This window comes from Enterobacter cloacae complex sp. P13B (genome assembly GCF_014895915.1).
Lineage (GTDB): Bacteria > Pseudomonadota > Gammaproteobacteria > Enterobacterales > Enterobacteriaceae > Enterobacter > Enterobacter bugandensis.
Window position 1 is genome coordinate 16,942 of record NZ_JADBQN010000019.1, and the last position, 13,581, is coordinate 30,522.

At 55.9% G+C, this 13,581-nt stretch carries 11 protein-coding genes; 8 read left to right on the plus strand and 3 right to left on the minus strand.

Features of this window, described 5'->3' with window-relative positions; genetic code table 11:
• Positions 1-356 precede the first annotated feature (356 nt).
• The 6 genes from pgi (at position 357) to psiE (ending at position 6,720) form a co-directional block, all read left to right on the plus strand.
• Positions 357-2,006 carry a glucose-6-phosphate isomerase gene (pgi, locus tag IM273_RS10180; RefSeq protein ID WP_041911574.1) on the plus strand — a complete coding sequence of 550 codons (1,650 nt, stop codon included), beginning with the start codon at positions 357-359 and terminating at the stop codon, positions 2,004-2,006.
• Positions 2,007-2,372: 366 nt separating this feature from the next.
• Positions 2,373-2,615, plus strand: coding sequence for an exopolysaccharide production protein YjbE (yjbE, locus tag IM273_RS10185; protein ID WP_013095034.1), 243 nt, complete (start codon positions 2,373-2,375; stop codon positions 2,613-2,615).
• Between the two features lie 63 nt (positions 2,616-2,678).
• On the plus strand, positions 2,679-3,317 hold the full coding sequence (locus tag IM273_RS10190; protein WP_047366840.1) for a YjbF family lipoprotein: 639 nt from the start codon (positions 2,679-2,681) through the stop codon (positions 3,315-3,317).
• On the plus strand, positions 3,314-4,054 hold the full coding sequence (locus IM273_RS10195; RefSeq protein WP_193051621.1) for a capsule biosynthesis GfcC D2 domain-containing protein: 741 nt from the start codon (positions 3,314-3,316) through the stop codon (positions 4,052-4,054). The genes IM273_RS10190 and IM273_RS10195 overlap by 4 nt, the downstream gene beginning before the upstream one ends.
• A complete protein-coding gene (locus IM273_RS10200; RefSeq protein ID WP_047366842.1) occupies positions 4,051-6,147 on the plus strand; it encodes a YjbH domain-containing protein in 2,097 nt (698 codons plus the stop codon). The genes IM273_RS10195 and IM273_RS10200 overlap by 4 nt, the downstream gene beginning before the upstream one ends.
• A 162-nt stretch (positions 6,148-6,309) precedes the next feature.
• Entirely contained in the window at positions 6,310-6,720 is a 411-nt protein-coding gene (gene psiE / locus IM273_RS10205) for a phosphate-starvation-inducible protein PsiE (protein ID WP_000202963.1), read from the plus strand.
• Between the two features lie 96 nt (positions 6,721-6,816).
• Here psiE and malG read toward each other — a convergent pair whose 3' ends face one another.
• The 3 genes from malG to malE all read right to left on the minus strand — a co-directional run bounded on the left by malG (position 6,817) and on the right by malE (position 10,577).
• Positions 6,817-7,707, minus strand: coding sequence for a maltose ABC transporter permease MalG (gene malG, locus IM273_RS10210; protein ID WP_006810496.1), 891 nt, complete (start codon positions 7,705-7,707; stop codon positions 6,817-6,819).
• A gap of 14 nt (positions 7,708-7,721) precedes the next feature.
• Positions 7,722-9,266 (minus strand): maltose ABC transporter permease MalF, encoded by a 1,545-nt coding sequence (malF, locus tag IM273_RS10215; RefSeq protein ID WP_028015128.1) that lies wholly within the window; start codon positions 9,264-9,266, stop codon positions 7,722-7,724.
• A 120-nt stretch (positions 9,267-9,386) separates the two neighbouring features.
• Positions 9,387-10,577 carry a maltose/maltodextrin ABC transporter substrate-binding protein MalE gene (gene malE, locus IM273_RS10220; protein WP_032644952.1) on the minus strand — a complete coding sequence of 397 codons (1,191 nt, stop codon included), beginning with the start codon at positions 10,575-10,577 and terminating at the stop codon, positions 9,387-9,389.
• A 370-nt stretch (positions 10,578-10,947) separates the two neighbouring features.
• On the opposite strand from malE, the gene malK reads away from it, so the two are divergent.
• Both malK and IM273_RS10230 read left to right on the plus strand, forming a co-directional pair.
• Positions 10,948-12,057, plus strand: a complete 1,110-nt coding sequence (malK, locus tag IM273_RS10225; protein ID WP_028015130.1) for a maltose/maltodextrin ABC transporter ATP-binding protein MalK — start codon at positions 10,948-10,950, stop codon at positions 12,055-12,057.
• A gap of 71 nt (positions 12,058-12,128) precedes the next feature.
• Positions 12,129-13,484 carry a maltoporin gene (locus IM273_RS10230; RefSeq protein WP_047366843.1) on the plus strand — a complete coding sequence of 452 codons (1,356 nt, stop codon included), beginning with the start codon at positions 12,129-12,131 and terminating at the stop codon, positions 13,482-13,484.
• Positions 13,485-13,581 lie beyond the last annotated feature (97 nt).

Below are 13,581 nucleotides of genomic sequence, written 5' to 3' on the forward strand. Positions count from 1 at the left end.
AATGAATAAGCGACCTTGGCACAAGAATGAAACGAAAACAGGTGCAGGCGCAAAATACGGCCCTATAAATAAAATGCGGGGGAGGTCCTGTCAATGCTGGGATTATGCGGATTTTTTATGGGGGGGTACCCCTGAGAAACAGGACTTATAACAGGCCCATATTTTATGCTCCTTTTTACCCCCTTTTGACCGACATTTCGCCACGCCGGAAGGGCGCGACAGCAGCTATACTTTTCGGGTCTTTTCACCTGCGTTTGATGCAGACCAGGGCAATGGCATAAAAACCATCACAATTTTTATTTGCAGGCGCTACAATCGACCGCAGTCACAATTCTCAAATCAGAAGAGTATTGCTAATGAAAAACATCAACCCAACGCAGACCGCTGCCTGGCAGGCACTCCAGAAACATTATGATGAAATGAAAGACGTCACCATCGCGGATCTGTTCGCGAAAGATGCCGATCGTTTCACTAAGTTCTCCGCGACCTTCGATGACCTGATGCTGGTGGATTTCTCTAAAAACCGCATTACCGAAGAGACGCTGGCAAAACTGCAGGATCTGGCGAAAGAGACCGAGCTGGCCGACGCCATCAAATCCATGTTCTCCGGCGAGAAGATCAACCGCACCGAAGACCGTGCCGTGCTGCACGTGGCGCTGCGCAACCGTAGCAATACGCCAATCATCGTTGACGGCAAAGATGTGATGCCGGAAGTAAACGCGGTGCTGGAAAAGATGAAAACCTTCTCTGAAGCGATCATCTCCGGCAGCTGGAAAGGCTACACCGGCAAAGCAATCACCGACGTGGTGAACATCGGTATCGGCGGCTCTGACCTCGGCCCGTTCATGGTGACCGAAGCGCTGCGCCCGTACAAAAACCACCTCAACATGCACTTTGTCTCTAACGTCGATGGAACCCACATCGCCGAAGTGCTGAAGAACGTAAACCCGGAAACTACCCTGTTCCTGGTGGCGTCCAAAACCTTCACCACCCAGGAAACCATGACCAACGCCCACAGCGCGCGCGACTGGTTCCTGAAAACCGCGGGCGACGAAAAGCACGTGGCGAAACACTTTGCGGCGCTCTCCACCAACGGTAAAGCGGTAGGCGAGTTTGGCATCGATACGGCGAACATGTTCGAGTTCTGGGACTGGGTTGGCGGCCGCTACTCGCTGTGGTCTGCAATCGGTCTGTCCATCATCCTGTCCGTGGGCTTCGACAACTTCGTTGAGCTGCTCTCCGGCGCGCATGCGATGGACAAACACTTCTCCACCACCGCGCCTGAGAAAAACCTGCCGGTGCTGCTGGCGCTGATCGGTATCTGGTACAACAACTTCTTCGGCGCTGAAACCGAAGCGATCCTGCCGTACGACCAGTACATGCACCGCTTTGCGGCCTACTTCCAGCAGGGCAACATGGAATCCAACGGTAAATACGTGGACCGTAACGGCAACGCGGTGGACTACCAGACTGGCCCGATCATCTGGGGCGAGCCGGGCACCAACGGCCAGCATGCCTTCTACCAGCTGATTCACCAGGGTACCAAAATGGTACCGTGCGATTTCATCGCCCCGGCGATCACGCACAACCCGCTGTCCGACCACCATCCGAAGCTGTTGTCTAACTTCTTCGCACAGACCGAAGCGCTGGCGTTCGGTAAATCCCGCGAAGTGGTTGAGCAGGAATACCGTGACCAGGGTAAAGATCCGGCCACGCTGGACCACGTTGTGCCGTTCAAAGTGTTCGAAGGCAACCGTCCAACCAACTCCATCCTGCTGCGCGAAATCACCCCGTTCAGCCTGGGCGCGCTGATTGCGCTGTACGAGCACAAGATCTTCACCCAGGGCGCGATCCTGAACATCTTCACCTTTGACCAGTGGGGCGTTGAGCTGGGCAAACAGCTGGCAAACCGCATTCTGCCAGAGCTGGGTGACGATAAAGCCATCGACAGCCACGACAGCTCCACCAATGGTTTGATTAACCGTTATAAAGCATGGCGTGCGTAATTAATATGTCATGAAAAATGCCGGCGATATGCCGGCATTTTTTTATCGGATAATTCCTGATGTCTGTTAGTTAACTCAAATTCTGACTCTGAGTTTAATCTGAAAAAGGCGGTTAACCTGCTAATTGCTGCGGTTTATTTTAAGAAAATACGCAGAGCTAAGATAATAAGAATATATTATAATTTATTGATTTTTATCGATTATTTATTTCAAATATTTGTTTTTCGTTTCTCTTTTATCCATTAGTCCGAAAACCATCCCCCTATTTCCCCCCACGGTAAACCCTCTGCTGTAGTTGTGTATACTCGATTCCGCCTGAATTTCTTTTCGGGCAAATCTCCATTCATTCATTGAAGGGAAATTGTTATGAAGAAAGTACTGTATGGCATTTTTGCCATATCTGCACTTGCGGCGACGTCTGTCTATGCAGCTCCGGTCCAGGTCGGGGAAGCAGCAGGGTCGGCAGCGACGTCTGCGTCTGCGGGGAGTTCTACCGCAGCCAGCACCAGCACCGTAAGTTCAGCCGTGGGTGTCGCGCTGGCGGCAACCGGTGGCGGTGATGGCTCCAATACCGGAACCACGACCACTACGACAACCAGCACCCAGTAATACCGGGTGTTTTAATCATAACCACACTTCGGTGTGGTTATTTCGCCCCTTCGGAGAAGAGTCGTGAAGCGACCTGCAATCATTCTGATTTGCCTGCTGTTGCAGGCGTGCTCAGCCACCACCAAAGGGCTGGGACATTCACTGTGGGAAAGCCTGTTCGGCACGCCGGGCGTTCATTTGACCGATGACGAACTTCAGAACATGCCGTACGCCAGCCAGTACATGCAGCTAAACGATGGCCCGCAGCTGTTTGTGGTGCTCGCTTTCGATGAAAACGGGCAGCAGAAATGGGTGACGCAGGATCAGGCCACCATCGTCACGCAGCATGCCCGAATCGTGAAAACGCTGCTCGGCGGCGACAACTTGCTCGAGGTGAATAATCTCGCCGAAGACCCGCTCATCAAGCCAAATCAGATCGTCGACGGCGCAAGCTGGACGCGCACGATGGGCTGGACCGAGCACAAGCAGGTGCGCTACGCCACGGCACGCTCGACCTTCCGCTGGGACGGTACGGACAGCGTGAAAGTCGGCAGCGACGAAACGCAGGTTCGCGTGCTGGATGAAGAGGTCACCACCGACCAGGCCACCTGGCATAACCGCTTCTGGATCGACGAGGATGGGCAGATCCGTCAGTCCTTGCAGTATCTCGGTGCCGGTTTCTTCCCGGTGAAAACCACCCTGATCAAGGCGGCGAAATCATGAAAACGCTCATCCACGCTGCGCTTCTCGCCAGCCTTGCCGCGCCGCTGGCATGGTCCGCAGGAACGGTAAAGGTCTACACGCCGGACAGTGAAAAACCCAAAACCTTAACCAACGCCGAGCATCTGCTCGATCTCGTCGGGCAGCCAAGACTTGCCAACAGCTGGTGGCCGGGAGCGGTGATCGGCGAGCGTCAGGCGACGGTTAAGGCGGAGCAGGAACACCGTGCCCTGCTGGCCCGCCTGACGAGCCTGGCGGAGCAGGAAGACGGCGACGATGCCGCGGCCATTAACAGCGTTCGCCAGCAGCTTCAGGCGCTGAAGGTGACAGGCCGCCAGAAAGTCAATCTTGATCCAGATGAAGTGCGCGTCACGGAAAAGGGCAACCCCACGCTTGAAGGGGAGTACACCCTCTGGCTTCCGGTGAAGCCGACGACGGTGACCGTGATGGGGCTTATCAGCAGCCCCGGTAAAAAGCCCTTTACGCCCGGTCGCGACGCGGCGAGCTATCTCGACGAACAAAGTCTGCTGAGCGGCGCGGATAACAGCTACGCATGGATTATTTATCCAGACGGGCATACGCAAAAAGCGCCGGTGGCGTACTGGAATAAACGCCATATCGAACCCATGCCGGGCAGCATCATTTTTGTCGGTTTTGCCGACCATTTCTGGACGAAGGCATATGACGGGCTTAACGCCGATATCCTTCACTCCCTGACACAGCGGATACCGGAAGAATGAAAAGAACCTATCTCTACAGCATGCTGGCGCTCTGCGTAAGCGCCGCCTGCCATGCAGAAACGTATCCGGCACCTATTGGCCCGTCTCAGTCAGACTTCGGCGGCGTCGGTTTACTGCAAACGCCTACCGCGCGCATGGCGCGTGAAGGGGAAATTAGCCTTAACTACCGCGATAACGACCAGTATCGCTACTATTCTGCCTCCGTACAGCTTTTCCCGTGGCTTGAAACCACGCTGCGCTACACCGACGTGCGTACGAAACAGTACAGCAGCGTCGACGCCTTCTCCGGCGATCAGACCTACAAAGATAAAGCCTTCGACGTCAAGCTGCGCCTGTGGGAAGAGAGCTACTGGATGCCGCAGGTCTCCGTGGGTGCAAAAGATATCGGCGGTACCGGCCTGTTCGACGCGGAATACATCGTGGCCAGCAAGGCCTGGGGACCGTTTGATTTTTCTCTCGGTCTTGGCTGGGGCTATCTCGGCACCAGCGGCAACGTTAAAAACCCGTTCTGTACCTACAGCGATAAATACTGCTACCGCGATAACAGCTACAAGAAAGCCGGTTCTATCAACGGCGACCAGATGTTCCACGGCCCGGCCTCGCTGTTCGGTGGTGTGGAATACCAGACGCCGTGGCAGCCGCTGCGCCTGAAGCTGGAGTACGAAGGGAACGACTACTCGCAGGACTTCGCCGGGAAGATTGAGCAGAAGAGCAAGTTTAACGTCGGCGCCATTTATCGCGTCACCGACTGGGCCGACGTTAACCTCAGCTACGAGCGTGGCAACACGGTGATGTTTGGCTTCACGCTGCGCACCAACTTCAACGACATGCGGCCGCACTACAACGATAACGCGCGGCCTGCCTACCGGCCGGAGCCGCAGGATGCGATTCTGCAGCACTCCGTGGTGGCAAACCAGCTGACGCTGTTGAAATACAACGCCGGTCTGGCCGATCCGAAAATTCAGGTGAAAGGCGATACGCTGTACGTCACCGGCGAGCAGGTGAAATACCGCGACTCGCGTGAAGGGATCGAACGCGCCAACCGGATCGTGATGAACGATCTCCCGGACGGGATCCGCACGATCCGCGTGACGGAGAACCGCCTGAATCTGCCGCAGGTCACCACCGAAACCGATGTCGCCAGCCTCAAGCGCCATCTTGAAGGCGAACCGCTCGGGCATGAAACCGAGCTGGTGCAAAAACGCGTAGAGCCGATCGTGCCGGAAACCACCGAGCAGGGCTGGTATATCGATAAATCGCGCTTTGATTTCCACATCGATCCGGTACTGAACCAGTCCGTCGGCGGGCCGGAAAACTTCTACATGTATCAGCTGGGTGCGATGGCGACGGCGGATCTGTGGGTCACCGACCACCTGCTGACCACCGGCAGCCTGTTCGGCAACATTGCGAACAACTACGACAAGTTTAACTACACGAACCCGCCGAACGACTCGAAGCTGCCGCGCGTGCGTACCCGCGTGCGTGAATACGTGCAGAACGATGTCTACGTGAATAACCTGCAGGCCAACTACTTCCAGTACTTCGGCAACGGTTTCTACGGCCAGGTTTACGGTGGCTATCTGGAAACCATGTTTGGTGGCGCGGGGGCGGAAGTGCTGTATCGTCCCGTCGACAGCAACTGGGCGTTCGGGATTGATGCCAACTACGTTAAGCAGCGTGACTGGCGCAGCGCGCAGGACATGATGAAGTTCACCGACTACAGCGTCAAAACAGGCCACCTGACCGCCTACTGGACGCCTTCGTTCGCGCAGGACGTGCTGGTGAAAGCCAGCGTCGGCCAGTATCTGGCGGGCGACAAGGGCGGCACGCTGGATATCTCCAAACACTTCGACAGCGGCGTCGTGGTGGGCGGCTACGCCACCATCACCAACGTCTCGCCGGACGAGTACGGGGAAGGGGACTTCACCAAAGGGGTCTACGTGTCGATTCCGCTGGATCTGTTCTCATCCGGTCCGACCCGCAGCCGAGCGGCCGTGGGCTGGACGCCGCTGACGCGTGATGGCGGCCAGCAGCTTGGGCGTAAGTTCCAGCTGTACGACATGACCAGCGATAAGAACATTAACTTCCGCTGATGCTTTACGCCGGGCGGCACTGCGTTTGCCCGGCCTACGGTTTTTGTAGGCCCGGTAAGCGCAGCGCCACCGGGCGAATGCGCCAAACATAAACAAAAAATATAGATCCCCGTCACATTTTTGCGTTATACAGGAATCTCGTCCTGGAGAATGAGGTGCTGTATGACATCCCTGACTCGCCCGCGCGTTGAGTTTATCTCAACGATACTCCAGACCGTGCTGAACCTCGGTCTGCTGAGCCTTGGCCTGATCCTGGTCGTCTTTCTCGGCAAAGAGACGGTGCATCTGGCGGATGTGCTGTTCGCTCCTGAGCAAACCAGCAAATATGCGCTGGTGGAAGGTCTGGTGGTCTACTTTCTCTACTTTGAATTTATCGCCCTGATTGTGAAGTACTTCCAGTCCGGCTTTCACTTTCCGCTGCGCTATTTTGTCTACATTGGCATCACCGCCATTGTGCGGCTGATCATCGTCGATCATAAATCCCCGCTCGACGTGCTGATCTACTCGGCGGCGATCCTGCTGCTGGTGATCACCCTCTGGCTGTGTAATTCGAAGCGGCTGAAACGCGAATAAAAAAATGGCGGCCCGGAGGCCGCCTAACAACAGTCACAAGTTGGGTCAATACAATACGTCTAAAGTTGAGGGTTGCAGTGGCATAACAGATGAAACTTAACCTTTCACGCCGCCCGCCGTCAGGCCATTCACCAGCCAGCGCTGGGCCAGCAGGAACACCACGGTAATCGGGATGGCAGACAGTACGGCCGCCGCGGCAAAGTCGCCCCACAGGTAGTTTTGCGGGTTGAGGTATTGCTGCATACCTACGGCCAGGGTGTAGCTGTTCACATCGCGCAGTAACAGTGAGGCGACCGGTACTTCGGTGATCGCCGCGATAAACGACAGGATAAACACCACCGCCAGAATCGGCACTGACAGCGGCAACAGCACCAGACGGAACGCCTGCCACGGGGTAGCGCCATCCAGCGACGCCGCCTCTTCCAGCGAGCCGTCGATGGTTTCGAAATAGCCTTTAATGGTCCACACATGCAGGGCAATACCGCCGAGATAGGCAAAGATCACGCCGCCGTGGGTATTCAGGCCGATAAACGGCACGTACTGGCCCAGACGGTCAAACAGGGCGTACAGCGCCACCAGCGACAGCACCGCCGGGAACATCTGGAAAATCAGCATGCCTTTCAGCAGCGTTGCTTTGCCCGGGAAACGCATGCGGGCGAAGGCATAAGCACAGGTGGTGGAGAGCGTCACGATGCCGATCGCGGTGATGGTTGCTACCTTCACCGAGTTCCACAGCCACAGCAGCACCGGGAACGGCGGCGGGGTGACGCGTCCATCGGCGTGCTCCACGCTGAAGCCCAGCGCGAGCTTCCAGTGCTCCCAGGAGATTTCATCCGGGATCAGGCTCCCGGTCGCAAAGTTACCCGAGCGCAGGGAGATGGCGATAACCATCAGCAGCGGGAACATGATGGCCGCGATGAAAATCAGCAGGCCTAAGTGCGTCGCGAGGAGGCGCAGCTTCTGAGATTTGGGTTGTACCATTGCCATGTTCAGTACCCTCCTTAGTCAAATTTCATACGTGTGGCTTTCAGGTTCACAATCGCCAGAGCGCCAACCAGCAGGAAGATCAGGGTGGCAATCGCCGCCGCCAGACCAAAGTCCTGGCCGCCGCCGCCTTCAAAGGCGATACGGTAGGTGTAGCTCACGAGCAGGTCGGTATAGCCTGCCGGCGTGGTGGTGCCAAGGCGGTCCGGGCCGCCGTTGGTCAACAGCTGAATCAGCACGAAGTTGTTAAAGTTAAAGGCGAAGCTGGCAATCATCAGCGGCGTCAGCGGCTTAATAAGCAGCGGTAGCGTAATTTTAAAGAAGTTCTGGAACGGACCCGCGCCGTCCATCGCCGAGGCTTCATACAGATCGTCCGGAATCGCCTTCAGCAGCCCCATGCACAGGATCATCATGTACGGATAGCCCAGCCAGGTGTTGACGATGATAATCATTGAGCGGGCGGTGGTCGGGTCGCTGAACCAGGCCGGTTTGATACCGAACAGCGCGCTCAGCATCATGTTGATTTCACCGAAGCTCTGGTTAAACAGCCCTTTGAAAATCAGAATCGAGATAAACGACGGTACGGCGTAAGGCAGAATCAGCAGCACGCGGTAAATCGCTTTGCCTTTCAGGGACTCCCACTGCACGAGGCAGGCCAGCACCATGCCTACGGCAACGGTCAGGATCACCGTCAGCACCGAGAAGACCACCGTCCAGACGAAGATGGCGAAGAACGGTTTCTGGATACCTTCGTCGGTAAACACGCGGGTAAAGTTGTCCCAGCCGATGGTGACGGTATAGCCAGGGCTGAGCTTGTCATCACCCCATTTGCCATCGGCCGTTATAGACTGATAGAAACCAATGTCGTTATTCGGACGGTACTTCACGCCGCTCTGGTTGTTGGTCAGCGTGCCGTCGTCCGCCAGGGTATATAGCGGCTGCGTGCCGGAGAACTGGCGCAGCGAGCTCATGGTCACTTTGCTTTCATCGGGCAGCACGGCGGTGAGCTGGGTCAGCGCCTGGCGATTCTGGGTAATGATACGCAGGTTCGCACGTTCACCCTCCGGCAGGGCCGCGGCCTCTTTTAAGACCAGCTTCTGCTCGCCGCCAAATTTGAACGCGTCGGAAAGATAGTTTTTGCCGCTCTCACCGTCAGTGAGCGCTAACTTCCACTCGTCACCTGCAGGATACAGGCCGAAGTTGAAGGTTTTACCCGCCTGATAAGAGCGATCCAGAAGCACCTGAGTGGCGCGCTCCTGCGCGAGCTGGTTGGTGCTGCTGTAGTTGGTGAACGCAATGGCGATGGTGCAGATTAGCGGGAACAGGACAAACAGCCCCATCCCGGCCACGCCCGGGTAGACATAGCGCCAGGCATAGGCTTTACGGTTGGCGAAAATATACAGGCCAGCAGAGCTTAAGATCAGCGTCATGATGGCGAACAGATATTCCCCTTGTACGTACATTAAAACAACAAGGTAACCCACCAGCAGACACAGCAGACCGATCGCTGACCACTTCAGCGCGTCGCTTTGCCACCAGTGCTTCTTTTTAATGACATCCATGGGGTTCTTCCTCTACAACGGTGGAAACTTTTCGTCAGGTGGCGCTGCGCTTACCTGACCTACGGATCGTGCCGTAGTCGTAGGGCGGGTAAGCGCACGCGCCACCCGCCGTTTTTCTTCTTACTTAGTAATACGACCCTGAGCATCCTTCAGCGCGGCATCGACAGTCTGGCGACCGCTTGCAGCGTTGATGACGGCGGTACGGGTGGCGTACCAGAACGCGGCCATCTGTGGGATGTTCGGCATGATTTCGCCTTTCTGAGCGTTATCCATGGTTGCCGCGATGCGTGGATCTTTTGCCAGCTGATCCTGGAAGGATTTCAGCGCCACGGCGCCCAGCGGTTTGTCCTTGTTCACTTCACCCAGACCCTGATCGGTCAGCAGGTAGTTTTCCAGGAACTCTTTCGCCAGCTCTTTGTTCGGGCTGGCGGCGTTGATGCCCGCGCTCAGCACGCCCACGAACGGTTTAGACGGCTTGCCGTTGAAGGTTGGCAGCAGGGTCACGCCGTAGTTGATTTTGCTCTTGTCGATATTGGTCCAGGCCCACGGACCGTTGATGGTCATCGCGGTTTCGCCTTTGTTGAACGCCGCTTCCGCGATGGAGTAGTCGGTATCCGCGTTCATGTGTTTGTTCTTAATCAGGTCAACCAGGAAGGTCAGGCCTTTTTTCGCGCCCGCGTTGTCCACGCCCACGTCTTTCACGTCATATTTGCCGTTTTCAAACTTGAACGCGTAGCCGCCGTCGGCAGCAATCAGCGGCCAGGTGAAGTACGGCTCTTGCAGGTTGAACATCAGGGCGGATTTACCTTTCGCCTTCAGCTCTTTATCCAGTTTCGGGATCTCTTCCCAGGTTTTTGGTGGGTTTGGCACCAGGTCTTTGTTGTAAATCAGTGACAGGGCTTCAACCGCGATTGGGTAGGCGATCAGCTTGCCGTTATAGCGAACGGCGTCCCAGGTGAACGGGAACAGTTTGTCCTGGAAAGCTTTGTCTGGCGTGACTTCAGCCAGCAGGCCAGACTGCGCGTAACCGCCGAAACGGTCATGTGCCCAGAAGATGATGTCAGGGCCGTCGCCGGTTGCTGCAACCTGTGGGAATTTCTCTTCCAGTTTGTCCGGGTGCTCTACGGTGACTTTGATACCGGTGTCTTTCTCGAATTTTTTGCCCACTTCGGCCAGGCCGTTATAGCCCTTGTCGCCGTTAATCCAGATAACCAGCTTGCCTTCTTCAATTTTGGCGAGCGCTGGGGCGGAAACCATCATTGCTGCAAGGGCGGACAATGCGAAAACGCGTGCGCCAGTCTTGATATTCATATCTGCCATCCTTTTTGGTGATGTGCTCGTGGATACATAAGGTGGTTCAACGTGACTCAGTCTCCTTATTTGACATCCTCTTTCCATCCTCCCAACCCCTACGCCCCACCCCCCGTTTGTGTGATCTCTGTTGCATAAATTTAAGTTATGAGTGCTGGCGCACATAAAAACCCACCGAATTTTGCAGGCGGCTTCACGAATTTCGCCTCAGCCCCCCGGCTGCGGTCGCAGAGCCTGTTCTCTCATCCTCCCGCCTCCTCCCCCATAAAAAAGGCGGGGGGTGGAGGATTCACGAAAGTAATGGATACCCCATAGTGAACTTATCTTGAATGTTTCTGTCGGTGACAGGTTGTAACGAAGGGAGAAGGGCATGGCGAGCGTACAGCTGCGTAATGTAACGAAAGCCTGGGGCGACGTAGTGGTGTCGAAAGACATCAATCTGGACATCACTGAAGGCGAGTTTGTGGTGTTTGTCGGCCCATCAGGCTGTGGTAAATCAACTCTGCTGCGTATGATTGCCGGTCTTGAAACTATCACCAGTGGCGACCTGCTAATCGGTGATACCCGAATGAACGACATCCCGCCAGCCGAACGCGGCGTAGGCATGGTGTTCCAGTCTTATGCGCTTTATCCCCATCTTTCCGTTGCCGAGAACATGTCCTTTGGCTTGAAGCTGGCCGGGGCGAAAAAAGAGGTCATTAACCAGCGCGTCACGCAGGTGGCTGAAGTGTTGCAGCTGGCGCACCTGCTGGAGCGTAAACCGAAAGCGCTTTCCGGCGGCCAGCGTCAGCGCGTGGCGATTGGCCGTACGCTGGTGGCCGAGCCGCGCGTGTTCCTGCTCGATGAACCTCTCTCTAACCTGGATGCCGCCCTGCGCGTCCAGATGCGTATTGAAATCTCCCGTCTGCACAAGCGCCTTGGCCGCACGATGATTTACGTCACCCACGATCAGGTCGAAGCGATGACCCTCGCCGACAAAATCGTGGTGCTGGACGCCGGTCGCGTGGCGCAGGTGGGCAAACCGCTGGAGCTGTATCACTACCCGGCAGACCGCTTTGTTGCGGGCTTTATTGGCTCGCCAAAGATGAACTTCCTGCCCGTCAAAGTGACGGCGACAGCCATTGAACAGGTACAGGTGGAGCTGCCAAACCGCCAGCAGGTCTGGCTGCCGGTCGACAGCGCCAACGTACAGGTTGGGGCAAATATGTCCCTCGGTATCCGTCCTGAGCATCTACTGCCAAGCCACATTGCGGATGTGACGCTGGAAGGTGAAGTTCAGGTCGTCGAACAGCTTGGTCACGAAACACAGATTCATATCCAGATCCCCGCCATCCGTCAGAACCTGGTCTACCGCCAGAATGACGTGGTGTTGGTAGAAGAGGGTGCCACATTCGCTATCGGCTTGCCGCCAGAGCGCTGCCATCTGTTCCGTGAGGATGGCACTGCATGTCGTCGGTTGCATAAAGAGCCAGGCGTTTAAGCAATCCCAAAAGAAGACACGAAACCGACAGGTGAAGTGTTCAAAGAAAAGCAATGATCTCAGGAGATAGAATGATGATTACTCTGCGCAAACAAGTCCCTCTGGCGGTCGCCATTGCGGCAGGCATCCTGTCTGCCCAGGCTGGTGCCGTGGACTTTAAAGGTTATGCTCGTTCCGGCATTGGCTGGACCGGGAGTGGCGGTGCCCAGCAGTGCTTCCAGGCAACGGGTGCTCAAAGTAAATACCGTCTGGGTAACGAATGTGAAACCTATGCGGAATTGAAGCTGGGCCAGGAAGTGTGGAAAGAGGGCGATAAGAGCTTCTATTTCGACACTAACGTCGCGTATTCCGTTGCGCAGCAGAATGACTGGGAAGCCACTGATCCGGCCTTCCGTGAAGCCAACGTGCAGGGTAAAAACCTGATTGAGTGGCTGCCTGGCTCCACCATCTGGGCCGGTAAGCGCTTCTATCAGCGTCATGACGTCCACATGATCGACTTCTACTACTGGGACATTTCCGGTCCTGGTGCGGGTATCGAAAACATCGACCTGGGCTTCGGTAAACTCTCTCTGGCAGCCAGCCGCTCCACTGAAGCTGGCGGTTCTTCTACCTTCGCCAGCAACAACATCCGTGACTACACCACCGACACCGCGAACGACGTGTTTGACGTGCGTTTAGCGCAGATGGAAGTCAACCCGGGCGGTACGCTGGAGCTGGGCGTTGACTACGGTCACACCAACGTTAACGATGATTACTACCTGCAGCCAAAAGCTTCGAAAGATGGCTGGATGTTCACCGCAGAACATACCCAGAGCATGCTGAAGGGCTTCAACAAGTTCGTTGTTCAGTACGCAACGGACTCTATGACCTCCCAGGGTAAAGGTCTGAACCAGGGCGCGGGCATTGGTCTTGGCAATGACGATTCCGATGGCAAACTGTACGGATACGGCATCAACAACAACGGTAGCCTGCTGCGTATCCTTGACCACGGTGCAATCTCCCTGGGCGACAGTTGGGACCTGATGTACGTCGGTATGTATCAGGATATCGACTGGGATAACAACAACGGCACCAAGTGGTGGACCGTCGGCGTGCGTCCTATGTACAAATGGACGCCAATCATGAGCACCCTGCTGGAAGTAGGCTACGACAACGTCAAATCTCAGAAAACTGACGAAACCAACAACCAGTACAAAATCACCCTGGCACAACAGTGGCAGGCTGGCGACAGCATCTGGTCTCGTCCTGCAATCCGTGTCTTCGCAACCTACGCCAAGTGGGATGAGAAGTGGGGTTATGACACTTCCGGTAGCCCGATCTCTACGAGTTCCAACTATAACTCCAACTTCGGTATGCAGACTGCAGGCCTTGGCCGCGGCGACACTGACGAGTGGAGCTTCGGTGCCCAGATGGAAATCTGGTGGTAATTCGCAAGACCTGACGTAATGACCTGAAAGAGGGGCGTAAGCCCCTCTCTCCTTAGGGCCCTGCGCGCTATTGCCTGGCCACCGCAGAGCTGATGCT